Annotated in this window: 11 protein-coding genes; 6 read left to right on the forward strand and 5 right to left on the reverse strand. The window is 66.9% G+C overall.

Annotated elements, in window-relative coordinates:
• Positions 1 to 227 precede the first annotated feature (227 nt).
• Complete coding sequence (locus GV832_RS02975) at positions 228 to 2792, reverse strand: hybrid sensor histidine kinase/response regulator (RefSeq protein WP_168773333.1); 2565 nt, start codon at positions 2790 to 2792, stop codon at positions 228 to 230.
• A 156-nt stretch (positions 2793 to 2948) separates the two neighbouring features.
• Between GV832_RS02975 and GV832_RS02980 the strand changes: the two genes are divergently transcribed.
• The 3 genes from GV832_RS02980 to GV832_RS02990 are packed head-to-tail and all read left to right on the forward strand — an operon-like array spanning position 2949 to position 11512.
• Positions 2949 to 8354 carry an alpha-2-macroglobulin family protein gene (locus GV832_RS02980; protein WP_168773334.1) on the forward strand — a complete coding sequence of 1802 codons (5406 nt, stop codon included), beginning with the start codon at positions 2949 to 2951 and terminating at the stop codon, positions 8352 to 8354.
• Positions 8351 to 10351, forward strand: coding sequence for a penicillin-binding protein 1C (pbpC, locus tag GV832_RS02985; protein WP_168773335.1), 2001 nt, complete (start codon positions 8351 to 8353; stop codon positions 10349 to 10351). The genes GV832_RS02980 and pbpC overlap by 4 nt, the downstream gene beginning before the upstream one ends.
• A 54-nt stretch (positions 10352 to 10405) precedes the next feature.
• A complete protein-coding gene (locus GV832_RS02990; protein WP_168773336.1) occupies positions 10406 to 11512 on the forward strand; it encodes an MFS transporter in 1107 nt (368 codons plus the stop codon).
• On the opposite strand, the gene GV832_RS02995 is transcribed toward GV832_RS02990, so the two are convergent.
• From GV832_RS02995 to GV832_RS03005, 3 genes are all read right to left on the reverse strand, one after another.
• The gene (locus GV832_RS02995; protein WP_168773337.1) at positions 11494 to 12234 is read right to left on the reverse strand and encodes a metallophosphoesterase family protein; all 741 of its coding nucleotides are present in this window, start codon (positions 12232 to 12234) and stop codon (positions 11494 to 11496) included. The genes GV832_RS02990 and GV832_RS02995 overlap by 19 nt on opposite strands.
• Positions 12235 to 12332: 98 nt before the next feature.
• Positions 12333 to 13925 (reverse strand): phosphoglycerate dehydrogenase, encoded by a 1593-nt coding sequence (gene serA, locus GV832_RS03000; RefSeq protein WP_168773338.1) that lies wholly within the window; start codon positions 13923 to 13925, stop codon positions 12333 to 12335.
• A gap of 82 nt (positions 13926 to 14007) precedes the next feature.
• Positions 14008 to 15153: a phosphoserine transaminase gene (locus tag GV832_RS03005; protein WP_168773339.1), complete on the reverse strand. Its 1146-nt coding sequence runs from the start codon at positions 15151 to 15153 to the stop codon at positions 14008 to 14010.
• A gap of 166 nt (positions 15154 to 15319) precedes the next feature.
• On the opposite strand from GV832_RS03005, the gene serB reads away from it, so the two are divergent.
• From serB to GV832_RS03020, 3 genes are all read left to right on the forward strand, one after another.
• The gene (gene serB / locus GV832_RS03010; protein ID WP_168773340.1) at positions 15320 to 16195 is read left to right on the forward strand and encodes a phosphoserine phosphatase SerB; all 876 of its coding nucleotides are present in this window, start codon (positions 15320 to 15322) and stop codon (positions 16193 to 16195) included.
• A gap of 108 nt (positions 16196 to 16303) precedes the next feature.
• Complete coding sequence (locus GV832_RS03015) at positions 16304 to 16774, forward strand: GNAT family N-acetyltransferase (RefSeq protein ID WP_168773341.1); 471 nt, start codon at positions 16304 to 16306, stop codon at positions 16772 to 16774.
• Entirely contained in the window at positions 16767 to 17528 is a 762-nt protein-coding gene (locus GV832_RS03020) for a TSUP family transporter (RefSeq protein ID WP_168773342.1), read from the forward strand. Before GV832_RS03015 ends, GV832_RS03020 begins: the two co-directional genes overlap by 8 nt.
• On the opposite strand, the gene GV832_RS03025 is transcribed toward GV832_RS03020, so the two are convergent.
• Complete coding sequence (locus tag GV832_RS03025) at positions 17525 to 17938, reverse strand: hypothetical protein (protein ID WP_168773343.1); 414 nt, start codon at positions 17936 to 17938, stop codon at positions 17525 to 17527. The two genes, GV832_RS03020 and GV832_RS03025, sit on opposite strands and share 4 nt — an antisense overlap.
• Between the last annotated feature and the right edge of the window lie 108 nt (positions 17939 to 18046).

An 18046-nucleotide genomic window follows, 5' to 3' on the forward strand; every position in this document is an offset into this window, starting at 1 on the left:
GCGCGGGGGCGGCTGGGCGCGGGTGGATGTGCGGCGTCCTTGTCTTGGTCCTGCAAGACCCGACCGCCGTCGGGCGCCGTGCGGCGCGCGTTATGCGCGCGGCCCCGTTTCAGCCAGGGGCCAAGCCCGAGCTGGCGCACCCCGGTGGTGCGGGAAGTAAGGGCAGGAGCCGTCTTGCGCCTGGAGTGATGGGCGCCCCCCCGGCGCGGGAGAAGCGGCGGGCGGGGTCAGGTGCCTGTCATGGCCTCGGGTTCCTCAAGTTGGATCGGGCGGGCTTCGGCGGGGCAGAATTCCGACATGACACCCAGGATCGCCGCCCGGCGCAGCGGCTTGGTCATGTAGCGGTCGATGCCGGCGGCCAGGATCCCCTCGGCGTCGCCATCCATCGCATGGGCGGTCAGCGCCACGATGGGCAGATGCGCCCCCTCGTGATCGGGCCCGGCCTCCAGTCCGCGGATCGCGCGGGCGGCGTCGCGTCCATCCATCTCGGGCATCGAGATATCCATGAAGATCAGGTCGGGCTGGAAGCTTTGATACAGTTCCACCGCCTCGCGGCCATTGTTGGCAAAGACCAGCTCGATGTCGATATCCTTGACCATCTTCTGGAAAACCAACTGGTTCGTCCGGTTGTCCTCTGCCGTCAGCACGCGCATCGCGCGGGTCGGCACGACGGGCGGAGGCGCCTCTGCCCTCGCGGGCATCACGCCGCCGATCTCTTGCAGCTGGCGGTAAAGCTCGGAGCGCAGGATGGGTTTGGACAGGATCGCCGCGAAATCCTCGGACCCTTCGCCGCCCCGCGCCGCCGAGGGGTTCGAGGACAAGAGCACGATGGGCATGGTCAGGCCCATGGCACGGATGCGCTGGGCCAGGGTCACGCCATCCATCTCGGGCATGGTGTGGTCGGTCAGCACGGCGTCGAAGGCCTGGTCGCGGGACAAAAGCTCCAGCGCATCGGCGCCCGACCGGCAGAGCGAGACCTGGACGCCGCAGGGCGCAAGCTGGCGCTCCAGGATGGTGCGGTTGATGAAGACGTCATCCACGATCAGAACGCGGCGCAGCGCGATGGGCAGATGCGGCGTGATGGCATCCTCGGCCATGGGCAGGGTGACGCGGAAGCCGAAGCAGCTGCCCTTGCCGAGCTCTGAATCGACCCAGACCGCACCATCCATCCGCTCGATCAGGCGCCTCGTGATGGCGAGGCCAAGCCCCGTCCCCTCGAACTTGCGGTTGGCCTCGGATTCGACCTGGTTGAACTCGCCGAAGATGTGATCCAGGTATTCGGGCGCGATGCCGATGCCGGTATCCTCGACCGTGACGTGAAGCTGCTGAAGGCCGGGTTCGGCCTCGATCCCGACGACGCGGATCAACACATGGCCCTTTTCGGTGAACTTCACCGCATTGCCGACGAGGTTGGTCAGCACCTGGCGCAGCCGCCCGGGGTCGCCGATGAAGCGGGTGGGCAGGAACATGTCGAAGTCGATCATCAGATCGATGCCCTTGGCCCGCGCGCGAGGCTGCAAGAGCATGGCGACCTCGTGGATCGTGCGTTCCAGGTCGAAGGGTTCGGGGTAAAGCGTCAGCCTCTCGGCCTCGATCTTGGAATAGTCCAGGATGTCGTTGATGATGACCAAAAGCGCCTCGCCCGAGGAGCGGATCGTCTCGGCGAAGAGCCGCTGTTCGGGGTTCAAGGTCGTGTCGCACAAGAGTTCCGCCATGCCCACGACGCCATTCATCGGGGTGCGAATCTCGTGGGACATATTGGCGAGGAAGGAGGATTTCGCGCGGTTGGCGGCCTCTGCGGCGGCGCGGGCGGCATGAAGCGCCTCGTCGGCCTCTTTCTGGTGGGTGATGTCCATGCGCAGGCCCACCCGCCCGCCATCGGGCGTCGGGTGATCCTGGCCCCGGATCCAGCGGCCATCGCCCAGGCGGTGTTCATGCGGCCCATCGGGGTTGCGGTGCTGCGCCATGCGGTCGGATAGCCATTCGGCCTCTTTCCCCTCTTCGACGTCGAATTGCCCCTTGGACAGGCCGTATTTCAGGATTTCCTCGAAGGTCACGCCCGGTTTCATCACCGGGGCGGTCAGCGCGAAGATGTCGCGGAAGCGTTGGTTGCAGGTCAAGAGCCGGTCCTCCCTGTCGAAAAGCACGAAACCATCGGGGATCGCCTCGATCGCGGCCCAGATGCGCATTTGCTCGGTGATGTTGATGCCCAGCGAGACGAGGTCGCCATCCCGGGCGCGACGATTGACGAAACGGATCCAGGTGCCGTTGGAAAACTGCAGCGTCACGGGCTCGATCGGCTGGGTTTCGACGGCGGCGAGCATCGAGGCCACGAAGTCGTCGACGCTGCGCCCGGCAAGCTCGATCCGGCCATGTTCGGCCAAAAGCCGCATCATCTGTCCATAGGTGATGCCCGGCGCCACCGGCAGCCCGTCATAGGGCCGCAAAGCCGCGCCATTGGCCGCCACCAGCCGCAGGTCCGAATCATAGACGGCGAATCCGTCCTGGATCGTGTTGATCGAATCCCACAGCCGCCTTTCGGCCATGACCGCATGGGAATGGGCGCGGTCGAGGTCCTGGATATAGCGACTTTGCTGCTGCTTCAGGCTCTCGGCCTCGGAGACCGCAGACTGGGCGATATCCCTTTGCTGGACGATCTGATCGGACAGCGAACGGGCATGCAGCCCAAGCTTTTCATTCGCGGCGAAAAGCTCGCGCGAGCGCTGTTCCAGCAGTCGTTCTGCCGCAAGGCGGGCCCGCCTCTCCTGCGCCAGTTTGTCGACCAAATCCATTCCGTGCCCGTTCTGCGCCAGCCCCGCCCGCCCTGTCGGACGGCTGTTCGGGGTCAAAATGAACGGTTTCGGTTACTCCTCCCTTAACGCGAAATCATTTGCCGCAAGGCCCCGCCCCGTGCGATGAAAGGGCAACATTTGCGGAGGTGTTTTTCCATGCGCGGCCTGATCTTGCGGGCGCTTGCCCTGACTGTGGCTCTGACGGCAACCCCTGTCGTGGCCGAGGACCTGATCCCCGCCCGACGCCTGACCCTGATGGAAAACACCGATCTGCCGGGCGGCGATCTCTCGTCGATCTTCGACACCGACCTGGCCGCCTGCGAGACCGCCTGCCTGGCCAATGCCTCCTGCGAGGCGCTGGTCTTCAACGGCAACAACGGATCGTGCTTCCTGAAGTCCGGCAGCGGCGCGCCCGAGCCCTTTGACGGCGCCTGGGCGGGCTATGTGATCAAGGCGGTCAAGGGGACCGAGACCCTGGCCCAGGCGCGCAAGGCCGAGCTGAAATTCGTGCCGGAATGGGATTGGCCGCAGGCGACTTACCTGGCGAGGGGCATGGCCGATCGTCATGTGACCGGGCTTTTCACGGCGGACGATCACCTGAACAGCGCTGCGGCGACCGAGGCCGATGGCGACTACGATGCCGCCTGGCGCTTTACCGGGGCGGCCTTGAACCTGGACGATTCGGCGGCGAACTGGCTGGAATATGCCCGCCGCCTGATGCTGGCGGCCGACAATGACCCGAACAACGCCTATGCGCTGCGCAACGACGCCTATGCCGCGACGCTGAACGCCTGGGCGCGGTCCGAGGGCAAGGCCCTTCAGCATTCGATCCTGGTGCAGATGGGGCTTGCGCTTGAAACCCTCGGGCGCGGGTCGGACGAGGTCAAGGCGCTGCGGCTGGCGCAGAGCCTGCAACCCCGCGACGATACGGCGGCTTTGCTGACCGATGCCCTGGGCAAATACGGCTTCCGCATCACCGAGAACCAGACCCAGACCCGCACCGACCGCCCCCGCCTTTGCGCGATCTTCTCCGAAGAGCTTGCGGCCTCGGGCGTCGATTACACGCCCTTCGTGCAACTGCCCGAGCCGGGCATGTCGGTCGCGGTCGAGGGCACCAACCAGCTTTGCGTCGAGGGCATCGAATATGGCGCCCGCTATACGCTGACCTTCCGCCAGGGCCTGCCCTCGGCGGGCGGAGAGAGCCTGGGCGAGGACACTGAGATCACGGCCTATGTCCGCGACCGCGATGCCGGGGTGCGTTTCTCGGGGCGCGGCTATGTGCTGCCGCGCACGGGCACGGCCTCGATTCCCGTGGTGACGGTGAACCTGAAAGAGGTGGACCTGCAAATCTGGAAGGTCACCGACCGCAACCTCTTGCGCGCCATGCAGAACGGCTATTTCGACCAGCCGATCTATGACTACCAGGAATACAGCTTCCAAAGCGAGCTGGCCTCGATGGTCTGGGAGGGCAAGGGCGAGGTCGGCCAGGAGCTGAACAAGGATGTGACGACGCGTCTGCCCTTGGACGAGGCCATTGCGGGCCAGCCTGCGGGGATCTATGCGCTGCGCGCCTCGGTTCCGGGGAAAGAAGCCTGGCAGGTTCCGGCGGCCTGGCAGTGGTTCGTGATCTCGGACCTCGGGCTGGCGAGCTATTCGGGGGTGGATGGGCTGAATGTCTTCGTCCATGGCCTGGGCGATGCGAAACCGCGCGCGGGGGTTGCGGTGCAGCTTCTCTCGGTGGCCAATGACGTGTTGGGCACGGCCACGACCGACGAGGCGGGCCGCGCGGTCTTTGACGCGGGGCTGACGCGGGGCGAGGGTTCGGCGGCGCCGGGGCTTCTGGTGGCCTCCACGGATGCCGACCAGGCCTTCCTGTCGCTGACCGATCCGGAGTTCGACCTGTCGGATCGCGGGGTCGAGGGCAATCCGGCGGCGCCTCCCGTCGATGTCTTCCTCTATACCGACCGGGGCGCCTATCGGGCGGGTGAGACCGTCCATGCCGTGGCGCTCTCGCGCGATGCCAAGCAGGAAGCCATCGAGGGAATGCCCCTGACCGCGATCCTGACCCGGCCTGACGGCGTGGAATATGTCCGCGCGGTGGCCGAGGATGCAGGCGCGGGCGGCCATGTCTTTGACTTCCCCGTCGCGGGCGGCGCGCCGCGCGGCCAGTGGCGGATGGATGTCTATGGCGACCTGGACGCGCCGGCCCTGGCCTCCAAGACCTTCCTGGTCGAGGATTTCCTGCCCGAACGCATCGACTTCAAGCTGGACGCCGGTGAGGCGGCCTTGCACCTGGGCGAAACCCCGCAAGTCTCCGTCGATGCGCGGTATCTCTTTGGTGCGCCGGGAGCCGACCTCGCCATCGAGGGCGAGCTTCTCTTGCAGCGCGCCGATGGGCTGGCCGATTGGCCGGGCTATGAATTCGGCCGCTGGAACAGTGATTTCTCGACCCAGGTGACGTCCTTCTCGGATTACCGCACGGATGAGGCGGGCAAGGCCGTCCTGGACATCGCCCTGCCGCAGGTCGAAGACCCCGGCATCCCCCTGCAAGCCCTGATCGCGGTCAGGGTGGCCGAGGGCTCGGGCCGTCCGGTCGAACGCCGGGTGACCAAGCCGCTGGCGGCATCGGCGCCGATGATCGGCGTGAAGCCTTTGTTCGACCAGGTCGTGGCGGAAAACGCCGAGGCGCGGTTTGCGCTGGTGGGCGTGGGCACCGATGGCAAGGCCACGGCGATGAAGGCCTCATGGACGCTGACCCGGGTCGAGACCGACTATCAATGGTATCAGACCGAAGGGAACTGGTATTACGAGCCGATCACGCGGCGCGAAAAGGTGGGCTCGGGCGAGGTCGACCTGGCTGAGGCCACCGAGATCGCGGCTCCGGTGACCTGGGGGGAATATGAGCTGGCGGTGACGGGCACGGATGCCGTGACCACGGTGCAGTTCTATGCGGGCTGGTATGGCTCGGGGTCGGGCGTCGATACGCCGGACGCGCTGGAGCTTTCGCTCGACAAGCCCACTTACGCAGTGGGTGAGACGGCGACCTTGCGGATTGCGCCCAAGGCGGCGGGGCGGGCCTTGGTGACGGTCCTGTCCAATGGCGTGATCACGGCGATGGAACAGGATGTCGTGGCCGGGGAGAACCTGATCCCGGTGCCGGTGACGGATGACTGGGGGACCGGCGCCTATGTGACGGCGACGGTTCTGCGTCCGATGGATGTGGCGGCGGGGCGGAACCCGGCGCGGCAACTCGGCCTGGCCTATGCGACCATCGACCCGGGCACACGTGCCTTGGCCGCGACCATCGAGGTCGCGTCCGAGGCTGCTCCGCGGGCTCCTCTGGATATCGCGGTGAAGGTGGATGGGGTGCAGGCCGGTGACACGGCCTGGGTCACGGTGGCGGCGGTGGATCAGGGCATCCTGAACCTGACTGCCTATGTGCCGCCCGATCCGTCCAAGCATTACTTCGGTCAGCGCAAGCTGGGCGTGGGGCTGCGGGACATCTATGGGCGGCTGATCGACGGGCTGAACGGGGCCGAGGGCGCGGTGCGCTCCGGCGGGGACGCGGGGGCCAATGCGCGGCTGAAAGCGCCGCCGCCCACGGAGGAGCTGGTGGCCCATTTCGCGGGCCCCGTGGTGGTGGGCGAGGATGGCCGCGCCCATGTGAGCTTCGACATCCCGGCCTTCAACGGCACGGTCAAGGTCATGGCGGTGGCCTGGTCCAAGCGCGGCATCGGGCAGGCCTCGGCTGACGTCTTGATCCGGGATCCGGTTGTGGTGACGGCCTCTCTGCCGCGCTTCCTGACGCCGGGGGATCAGAGCAGGCTTCTCTTGGAGGTCGTCCATGCCAAGGGGCCTTCGGGCAAGATGGGCTTGAGCGTTACGTCCTCGGGCGTCACCCTGGGCAAGGTTCCGGCTGAGCTGGAATTGGCCGACCAGGGCAAGGCTGTCATCGAAATCCCGGTGACCGCTGGCCCCACGGGAGACCAGGTCATCGAGGTTGCCCTGACCACGCCCGACGGCAAGGTCCTGACCAAGACGCTGCATCTGCCGGTGCAGGTCAACGACCCGCTGGTCAGCCGCGTGACGCGGCTCGACCTCGCCAAGGGGCAGAGCTTTACTTTTGACGAGAATGTCTTTGCCGGGCTCCTGCCGGGCTCGGGCAAGGCGGTCATGTCGGTTGGGCCCTTGGCGCGACTGAATGCGCCGGGGGTGCTGGCGGCACTCGACGCCTATCCCTATGGCTGCACCGAGCAGATCACCTCCAAAGCGCTGCCGCTCCTGTATTTCGACCAGGTGGCCCAGGCGATGGACCTTCCCGGAGGGGCCGATATCCGCGGCCGCGTGCAACAGGCGGTGACCGAGGTCCTGACCAACCAGGACGCCAACGGGGCCTTTGGCCTCTGGGGGCCGGGCTCGGGCGACATGTGGCTCGATGCCTATGTCACCGACTTCCTCAGCCGCGCCAAGGCCCAGGGGATCGAGGTCCCGGACCTCGCCTTCCGCATGGCGCTCGATAACCTTCGCAACCAGGTCAACTACTTCCCCGACTTCGATATGGGCGGAGAGGCCCTGGCTTACGGCCTGATGGTGCTGGCCCGCGAGGGCGCGGCGGCGGTGGGCGACCTGCGCTACTACGCCGATCAGAAGGGCGACGCCTTTGCGACGCCGACGGCCATGGCGCAACTCGGCGCGGCCCTTGCGATGTATGGCGACCAGCCCCGGGCGGACCGGATGTTCGCCAAGGCGGTCTCGGCCCTGGGCGTCGATACCGGCTCCGAGCAGCTCTGGCGCGCCGATTATGGCACCGCTTACCGCGATGCAGCGGCGGTCTTGACGCTGGCGGTGGAAGCGGGCTCCAAGTCGGTGGATGTCGAGGCCCTGACCTCGCGCATCGCCACCCAAGGCCGGCTTTCGACGCAGGAAGCGACCTGGACGTTGCTGGCCGCCAATGCGCTGATCACCGCGCCCGATACCGGCATCACCCTGAACGGAGAGCCCGCCTCGGGCCCGATGGTCAAGGTGCTGGACGCGAGCCTTTCGACCCCCGTGGTGGTCGAGACGGCGAAGGACACGACGGTCACCGTCACGACCTTTGGCGTGCCGACCGATCCGGTCAAGGCGGGCGGCAATGGCTATGCGATCACCCGCAGCTATTACACGCTGAAGGGCGAGCCTGCGGGCCTCGATGGCGCAAAGGTCGGTGACCGCGTCGTCGTGGTGCTGGAGGTCACGCCCTTTGGCCGGGGCGAGGCGCGGTTGATGGTCAATGACCCGCTGCCCGCGGGCTTCGAGATCGACAACCCGAACCTGATCTCGGGCGGGGCGGTCAGTGACCTGTCCTTCCTGGACCTGGCCGGAGAGGTCTCCCATTCCGAGTTCCGCCAGGACCGTTTCCTTGCGGCCATCGACCGGATGGACAATGGCAGCTTCCGCCTGGCCTATATCGTCCGGGCGGTCTCTCCCGGGACCTATCACCAGCCCGCCGCCTCGGTGGAGGACATGTATCGCCCCGACCTGAACGCCCATAGCGATCAGGCCACGGTGACCGTGCAGCCGTGAGGTGGATCCTGGCCCTGGCCGTCAGCCTCTGGCTGGCGGCGCTTGGCCGGGACCAGGCCGACCTCTGGATCGACGCCACCGTTCTGCCCGCGTTGGAGATTCCGACGGGGGCAGAGGTCCTGGCCCGGGATGGGTCGCTTCTGCGGGCCTACCAGGTGGGCGACGGCATCTGGCGGCTTGCGCCCGGGGCGGTCGATCCCTTCTTCACAGCGCTTCTGGTCGATTACGAGGACAAGGGGTTCTATACCCATGCCGGCGTGGACCCCTGGGCCATGGCGCGGGCCCTGGGGCAGGCTTTGTGGAACGGGCGGGTGGTCTCGGGCGGCTCCACCCTGACGATGCAGGTGGCGCGGCTCTTGGAGGCCTCGGGCACCGGGCGGCTGGAGGGGAAGATCCGGCAAATCCGGGTGGCGCTGGCCCTGGAGCGGCGGCTGACCAAGGACCAGATCTTGCAGCTTTACCTGACCCTTGCCCCCTATGGCGGCAATGTCGAGGGCATCCGCGCGGCCTCGATCCTTTACTTCGGGAAGGAGCCCCGCCGCCTGACCCCCGCCGAGGCCGCTTTGCTGGTGGCCATTCCGCAAAGCCCCACCTCGCGCCGTCCTGACAAGAACGCCGCCACCGCCGAGGCTGCCCGCGCCCGCGTCCTGGACCGGGCGCTGTCGGATGGGCTGATCGACCAGGACCAGGCGCAGGCGGCGCTGACCGAAAAGGTCCCCACCCGCCGCCGCCCCTTTCCGATGCTGGCGCCTCACCTCGCCGACCGGGTCATCGCGGAGCGTGGGCGCCAGACGACCATCGACGCCACGCTCCAGGCCGCCCTGGAGCGGTTGGCCGCTGTCTCGGTCCCCAAGGGCGAGGCGATGCAGGTGGCAATCCTGGTGGCCGACCACCGGACCGGAGAGATCCTGGCCTCGGTCGGTTCGGCGGGTTATGGCGACAGGGGGCTGGGCTATATCGACCTGACCCAGGCGCTACGGTCGCCGGGCTCCACGCTGAAACCCCTGGTCTTTGGTCTGGCCTTCGACGAGGGCCTCGGCCATCCCGAGACAATGATCGAGGACAAGCCCACCGATTTCAACGGCTACCGCCCGCAGAACTTCGACCGGATGTTCCGGGGCACGATCCGGATGCGGGACGCCTTGCAACAGTCGCTCAACATCCCCGTGGTCGAGATCACCGAGGCCCTGGGCCCCGCGCGGCTCTTGCAGGCCATGGACCGGGCGGGGATGAAGTCGCAGCTTCCGGTGGGGCAACCGGGGCTCGCGGTGGCGCTGGGGGGCGTTGGGGTCAGCCTGCAAGACATGGTCCAGCTCTACGCCGCCATCGCGCGGGGAGGTGTCGCGCGGCCGCTGACGCATGCGGAGCCCTCCACCGATGGCGCCCGGGTGCTGACACGGGTCGCGGCCTGGCAGGTGGCGGATATCCTGGCGGGCCTCGCGCCTCCGCCTGGGGCGCCGTCGAACCGGCTGGCCTACAAGACCGGGACCTCTTACGGCCACCGCGACACCTGGGCCATCGGCTTTGACGGGGCGCATGTGGTGGGCGTCTGGATGGGGCGAGCAGATGGGACGCCGGTGCCGGGGGCCTTTGGGGCCGAGACAGCGGCGCCGATCCTCTTCCAGGCCTTCGCGAGGCTGAAGCCCGAGCTGACCCCCCAACCCCCCGCGCCGCCCGAGACGCTGATGCTGGCGACCAACCAGTTGCCCTTGCCCCTGCAGAAGTTCCGCTCGCGCCAGGCGGCCTTCACCGACAGCGAAAGCCCGAAAGTGACCTTCCCCCCCGACGGCGCCGAGGTCGAGCTTCTGCCCGAGGGCCTGATGGTGCGGGTCGAGGGCGGGACCGCGCCCTATACCTGGCTCGCCGATGGCGCCCCCGTCGCCCGCGCGGAAGAGCCCGGCGCGCTGATCCTGCCCGATCCGGGGCGCGGCTTCGTCACTTTGTCGGTCATCGACGCCGAAGGACGCTCCGCCCGCACAAGGGTCAGGTTGCGCTGATTGACCTTCCCCGGGGGCGGCGCTAGCCATGGCGCGACCCTGCAAGGAACCGCCATGTTTGCTCCCCGTCTTGCCCTGCTTCTGTCGGGCCTCGTCTCTTTCGTGGCGCTGGGCGCCTCCATGTCGATCACCGGGGCGGCCCTGCCGGTCTATGAGCGGCTTTTCGGCATCGACACGGCGACCTCGGGGCTTCTGGTCTCGACGCTTTGGGTGTCCTGCCTTTTGGGCGTGGTGACGATGTATTTTCGCGCCGAGAGCGTCACGCCGCGCCTGTCGCTGGGGGGGATCGTCCTGGGCTCGGTCCTTCTGGCCGTCGCGCCGACCTGGGGGCTGACGCTTCTGGGCGCGGTGGTCTTCGGCTATGGTTACGGCCTGGTCGCGGCGGTCTACAACCCGCGCATCTTGGTGGCCTGGGGAGAGACCGGTCCCTCCAAGGTCTCGATGCTGAATGCGGTGTTTTCGGCGGGGGCGATCCTGGCGCCCTGGATCTTCGGCCTGATCGGGTCGGATCAAAGGCCGGTCTTCTGGGCCATGGCGGCGATCAGCGCCCTGGCCTGGGGGATGGCGGGGGGGACCGCCACCACGGGCCAGGTGCGCCGCGCGGAATCGGGGGGTTTTCGCTGGCGCTGGCCGGTCCTGGGCTTTGCGATCCTCGGCATCGGCACCGAGGCGAGCCTCGCGGGCCTTGGCCCCTCGGCGCTGATCCGCACGGGCCTGTCGGAGGACAAGGCCGCGAGCCTCCTCGCGCTGTTCTTCATCGCGGCCCTTGTGGCGCGGGTGGGGCTGGTGCTGTTTTCCCACCGGCTGCCGGATTTCGGCATCTACCTCGGCGGCGCGGCCTGGGCCCTTGTCTGCGCTTTGGGCGCCGCCACGATCTCGGCGCCGTTTTTCTTTCCGCTGATGGGGGTTTCGGCCGGGATGTTCTTCCAGGGGACCTTCGTGACCGGCACGCGGCAGATGGGAGATGACCCCAGGGTCTCGCCCATCCTTCTGGGCGTGGGCCTGGTGGGAGCCACCATCGCGCCGATCTTCTATGCCCGGCTCATGGACGCGCTTGGCAACCACGGCTTCTTTTGGCTGGTCGCCGGGGTCATGGGCCTGGCGAGCCTGGGTTCCGTTGTGATGTGGCGGCCGATGATGGCTCAGCGGTCCCAGGCATAGGGGATCGGCTGGCGGCCGGTCTCGGTCAGAAGCCAGGCGTGCCGCCCCTCGATCACGGCGGCGCTGAGCGGCCCGCCATAGGCGGCGGAGGAGTCGAGGTTCAGCCGGTTGCCGTAATGGGTGGCCTCGGCGATGGCGGTATGGCCGTGGATGATCAGGGCGCCGTGGTCGGTCGGGTCTTCCAGGAACTCCTTGCGGATCCAGATCAGGTCCTGTTCGACCTGGGCGTCGAGGGCGACGCCGGGACGGATGCCTGCGTGGACGCAGAGGGCCTCGGCGATGGGATGGGAGGTCGGGCGGCTCTCCAGGAAGTCGCGATGGGCCTGGGGGACGGCGGCCAGTGCATCGGCATGGACCGCAACCACGGGCCGGTCCTGGGGCGCATGGACGCCATAGGAGGCCAGCGTCGCCGCCCCTCCAAGCGCCGGATGCAGCCAGGAATAGACCGCGCGCAGGCCGGGATCGGCCCATGAGGGGTCGTTCAGGAACTGGGTGAAGAGCCGGTCGTGGTTGCCTTTCAACACGACCCAATCCTCGCCCTCGGCAATGCCAAGGCGCAGGTATTCGATGACGCCCGCAGAGTCCGGACCCCGGTCGCAGAGGTCGCCCAGGTGGATGATGGGGGCAGGCCCGTGGCGGGCCATGTCTTCCGCGATGCGCTCATGCGCCTCGGTCAGGAGGTGGAAATGACCGTGGATGTCTCCGATGGCGTAGAAATGCATGGCGTGGGTCTTTCGGAAAGGTCCGGGGGCTCTGCCCCCGGGCCCCCGGGATATTTAGGAAAAGATGAAAAGGGAAGAGGCGGCGGGCGCCTCGCTTTTCACGCCCCTGCGAACTGGAGCGCCTTGACCTGGGAGAACATGCCGGTCGATTCCAAGGTGTCGATGACCTTGGGGTCGATGGCCTGGTCGAGGTAGAGGATCGCGATGGCGTCCTGGCCCACGCCAGAGCGGCCCAGGGTGAAGTTCGCGATGTTGACGTTGTTCTTGCCCATGGTCATGCCCAGAAGGCCGATGATGCCGGGCACGTCCTCGTTGGTCGTATAGAGCATGTGCTCGCCGATCTCGGCGTCGATGTTGATGCCCTTGATCTGGATGAAGCGCGGCTTGCCGTCCGAGAAGCAGGTGCCCGCGACCGAACGCTCGCGCTTGTCGGTGACCATGGTGACCTTGATATAGGCGTCGAAGACCCCGGTCTTGTCCTGCCGCGTGGTCGAGATCTGGATGCCCTTGTCTTTCGCCACGGCCGGGGCCGAGACGAGGTTGACGTCGGGGTTCTGGGTCTTGAGCACGCCCGCGATGACCGACTGGTTCAGCGCGGCCAGGTTCATGGTCGAGACCTTGCCGTCATAGAGGATGTTGATCGCGCGGATCGGCTCGTCGGTCATCTGGCCGATGAAGGCGCCGAGATGGCCCGCGAGCTTGATCCAGGGGCCCATGATCTGGGCCTCTTCGGCAGAGACATTGGGCATGTTCAGCGCGTTCTGCACGGCGCCCGAAAGGAGGTAGTCGGACATCTGTTCGGCCACCTGCAGGGCGACGTTCTCTTGCGCCTCGGTCGTGGCGGCGCCGAGGTGGGGGGTGCAGACGACATTGGGCAGGTTGAAGAGCGGGTTTTCCTTGGCGGGTTCGACCTCGAAGACGTCGAGGGCTGCGCCAGCGACATGGCCCGAAGTCAGGGCGTCGGCGAGGGCCTGTTCGTCGATCAGCCCGCCCCGGGCGCAGTTGATGATGCGGACGCCGGGCTTGGTCTTCGCCAGGGCCTCACGGCTGAGGATGTTGCGGGTCTTGTCGGTCAGGGGGACGTGGAGCGTGATGAAATCGGCGCGCGCCAGCAGGTCGTCGAGGTCGACCTTGGTGACGCCCAGGGCCTTGGCGCGCTCTTCGGACAGGAAGGGGTCATAGGCCACGACCTTCATCTTCAGCCCCACCGCGCGGTCGCAGACGATCCCGCCGATGTTGCCTGCACCGATCACGCCCAGGGTCTTGTTGAAGAGCTCGACCCCCATGAACTTCGACTTCTCCCACTTGCCGGCATGGGTCGAAGCGTTCGCCTCCGGGATCTGGCGGGCGGTGGCGAACATCATGGCGATGGCATGTTCGGCCGTGGTGATCGAGTTGCCGAAGGGGGTGTTCATGACGATGACCCCCTTTTTCGAGGCGGCGGGGATGTCGACGTTATCGACACCGATCCCGGCCCGGCCCACGACCTTCAGGTTCGTGGCATTGGCCAAGAGCTTGTCGGTCACTTTGGTGGCCGAGCGGATGGCGAGGCCGTCGTATTGGCCGATGATCTCGGCCAGTTTCTCTTTGTCTTTGCCAAGCTGCGGCATGTAATCGACCTCGACGCCACGGTCGCGGAAGATCTGGACGGCGGTTTCGGAAAGTTCGTCGGAAACGAGAACGCGGGGCATGGGGATATCCTTTGCGATCGGTGCGTGAGATCACGCACCCTACGAGGGTTGGTAGGGTGCGTGCTGGCACGCACCGATGGGATTATTGCGCGGCGATTTCCGCGTGGAAGGCATGGGCGATCCAGGGCATCAGGGCCTGGACGTCCGAGGTCTCGACCGTCGAGCCGCACCAGATGCGAAGCCCCGCCGGCGCATCGCGATAGGCGCCGAGGTCGAGGCCCACGCCCGCCTTCTCCAGCCGTTTCGCAACGGCTTTGGCGAAAGCGGCCGGGTCCTTGATGCGGGCATCGTCGAACTTCAGGCAGACGGAGGTCGTGGAGGCGATCTCGGGCGTCTCGGCCAGGTTCTTCAGCCAGGGGTTCTGCGCGCAGAAGTCCCAGACCACTTGGGCATTGGCAGAGGCGCGGGCCACGAGGCCCCGAAGGCCGCCGATGCTTTGCGCCCATTTCAGCGCCACGAGGTAATCCTCATTGGCCAGCATCGAGGGCGTGTTGATCGTCTCACCGACGAAAATCCCCTCGATCAGCTTGCCCTTCGAGGTCAGGCGGAAAATCTTCGGCAGGGGCCAGGCGGGGGTGTAGCTTTCAAGCCGCTCCACCGCGCGGGGGGAGAGGATCAGCATGCCATGCGCGCCCTCGCCGCCGAGCACCTTCTGCCAGGAGAAGGTGGTCACATCCAGCTTGTCCCAGGGAAGCTCCATCGCGAAGGCGGCGGAGGTCGCGTCGCAGATGGTGAGCCCGGCGCGCTCGGCAGGGATCGCGTCGCCATTCGGCAGGCGGCAACCGCTGGTGGTGCCGTTCCAGGTGAAGACCACGTCGCTGTCGAAATCGACGGTGGTGAAGTCGACGATCTGGCCATAGGGCGCGACCTTGACCTTGGCGTCCAGCTTCAGCTGCTTGACGACGTCCGTCACCCAGCCTTCGCCGAAGCTCTCCCAGGCCAGCATCTCGACGGGGCGGGCGCCGAGGAGCGACCACAGGGCCATCTCGACGGCGCCGGTGTCCGAGGCCGGGACGATCCCGATGCGGTAATCCGCAGGCACGCCCAGGATCTCACGGGTCAGTTGGATCGCCTCGGCCAGTTTCGCCTTGCCGACGGCGGCGCGGTGGCTGCGGCCCAAGGGCGCGTCTGCCAGCATGTCCAAGGAATAATTCGGGATTTTCGCGCAGGGGCCCGAGGAGAAACGCGGGTTGGCCGGGCGCGTGGCCGGCAGAGTCATATCGTTCATGGTAGCCTTCCAGCTAAAAGCCCCCCGGTGGGGAGGGGTGTCCCGCCGCCTTGCCTAAAGACCGCCCCGCTCTGGTGCAAGCGGAAAAATCGCGCTATTGCGGCGCTTCATCCCCGAAAAGCGACGCGCTTTTCCACTATCGGAAACCTGTGGAGCCAAAACGCCCATGTTCACCGTCTCGCTTCTGACCGCGCCCGACCGCCCGATCCTGGACCGTGTGGCCGTCGAATCCCTGCGCAATGCCTGGGGCGGGGGGCAGGCGATCTGGCTCGATCCCGGGGTGGCGGCGGAGTTCACGCTGGACCACAGCCCGGCGAATTTGTGGGAGGTCTGGGCCTCCTTCCAGTCCATGGGGATCGACCTCGCTTGCCAAAAGACCGAAGGGCGCAAGAAGCGGCTGCTGATCGCGGATATGGATTCGACCATGATCCAGCAGGAATGCATCGACGAATTGGCCGATGAGGCGGGGGTGGGGGCTTATGTGGCCGATATCACCAAGAGGGCGATGAATGGCGAGCTGGATTTCGAGGCGGCCTTGCGGGAGCGGGTTGGCCTGCTGCGCGGTCTGAAGGTCTCGGTGATCGAAGGGGTCTTGCGCGACCGGATCACCCTGATGCCCGGGGGAAAGGTGCTTCTGGCGACGATGAAGGCGAATGGAGCCTATGCAGCGCTGGTTTCGGGCGGCTTCACTGCCTTTACCGCGCGGATCGCGGCGGTTCTGGGGTTCGATGAGAACCGCGCCAATACGCTCTTGACGGCGGGTGATGTCCTGTCGGGCGAGGTTGCCGACCCGATCCTCGGCAAACAGGCCAAGCTGGACGCGCTGAACGAGATCACCGCGCGGCTGGGCTTTACGCCCGCCGAGGCCCTGGCAGTGGGCGATGGCGCCAATGACCTGGCCATGTTGAACCGGGCGGGGATGGGCGTGGCCTTGCACGCCAAGCCCTCGGTCGCCGCGCAATGCGAGGTGCGGGTGAACCACGGCGACCTGACGGCGCTCTTGTATTTGCAGGGCTATGCCCGTGAAGAGTTCGTCGCATGATCAAGGCCCGGGGTATACCCCGGGCTACGCAGCGCAACCAGAGCGGCAGGTTTGCAGCGGCGGGTTTGCCCCCCTCGACATTCCGCGCGCCCCTTGGGATGAAGGCGCATGGAAATCCGCGACACCTCCCCCGCTGACGCCGCCGAGATGGCGGAGCTCTTGAACGCCATCATCGCGATCGGCGGCACCACGGCGCATCAAGAGCCCAAGACGCCTGACCAGGTCCGGCAGGGCTATATCGACGGGCCAGGCGTGCGGACCTCGGTCCTGGCCTGCGAGGGGGGCCGGGTCATCGGCTGGCAGTCCATCGAGCACTGGGAGGGCGGTTTCCACATCGGCTCTTTCGTGCGCCCCGGCATCCAGGCCAGGGGCGTCGGCGCTGCCATGTTTGCCCGCACCCTGGCCCAGGCCCGGGCGGCAGGCATCCCCGAGATCATCGCCTCGATCCGGGCCGACAATGTGCCGGGCCTGGCCTTTTACGCCAAGATGGGGTTCAGGGACTTTGCGCAGGACCCCGATTTCGCGCTGAAGGACGGCAGGGTCGTCGGCCGGGTTCACCGGAAACTCTCCCTTGTTTGAGATCGCAACCCACCTCGCCCTGATCCTGATCGCGGTGGCCTTCCTTGCGGGGTTCATCGATTCCATCGCGGGCGGAGGCGGGCTTCTGTCGGTCCCGGCGCTGCTTCTGGCGGGGGTGCCCCCGGTGAACGCGCTGGCCACCAACAAGCTGCAGGGCATGGCAGGCGCGGGCACGGCACTCGCCAATTATGTCCACGCAGGCCAGGTCACCCCGCGCGACCAGCTCCCCATGGCCGCCGTCAGCCTGGTGGCGGGGGCGCTCGGCTCGCTTGCCGCCTCGCATCTGTCGGCCGAGATCCTGCGGCTGATCATGCCGCCCATCCTCATCGCCATCGCCCTTTTCTTCGCGCTGAAGCCCGGCCTGACCGACCAGCCGCGCCCGCGCCGGATGTCGGTGCCGCTGTTCACCGCAACCATCGTGCCGGTCATCGCCGGATATGACGGCTTCTTCGGCCCCGGCACCGGGTCTTTCTTCATGCTGGCCATCGTGCTTTTGCTGGGCTCGGGCGTGCTGAAGGCCACGGCCGAGACCAAGATGCTGAACTTCGCCTCGAACATCGGGAGCTTTGCGGTCTTTGCATTGCAGGGCCACATGTTCTGGGCCCTGGGGCTGGGGATGGCCCTGGCGCAGGTCGCGGGGGCCACCCTGGGCAGCCGCCTGGCGCTGCGCATCGGGGCCCGGCTGATCAAGCCGCTCCTGGTCGCCACCTCGACCGGCATGGCCTTGCGGCTTCTGTGGCAGGCCTGGGGCTAGGTTGCGAAGAGCGATGCGAAACTCAGCTCGGTCCGGCCGGCAAGCGCCAGGGCCTCTTCCTCGGTCCAGACCGGGCGCATCTTGATCACCGTGGTCATGTCCAGGATCTGCTCCAGCATCCGCACATAGCCAAAGACGGTCTGGTTGCTGACCAGGACGACCGAAACCACGGGATGGCGGAACCGGGACAGCTCTGGCGCCAGGCGCGCGACCTTGGTGAAGATCGACAGGAAAGAGGCCTCGATCTCGGTCACCCCCCGCGCATCGCACAGCATCACGTGCTGCGGGTTGAAATCGGCGGCGCGGACATAGTCGAGAAAAAGCTCCGCCCCCTCGGCAACCGTCAGCTTCCCATTGAACAGGAAGGTGGCCAGTTCGCGTTCGGGTTGGATGCGGTACCTGTGGGGCATTGTCAGAGCATGGCTAGGGTCAAAGGGCATTTCCTTGATTTGACGCAAGCCTTGCGGGCAATTCATCCGCAAGGGCCGCGCAACTGTGGTCATGCGAACGGCAGTGCA

Source organism: Stagnihabitans tardus, assembly GCF_009925085.1.
GTDB lineage: Bacteria > Pseudomonadota > Alphaproteobacteria > Rhodobacterales > Rhodobacteraceae > Stagnihabitans > Stagnihabitans tardus.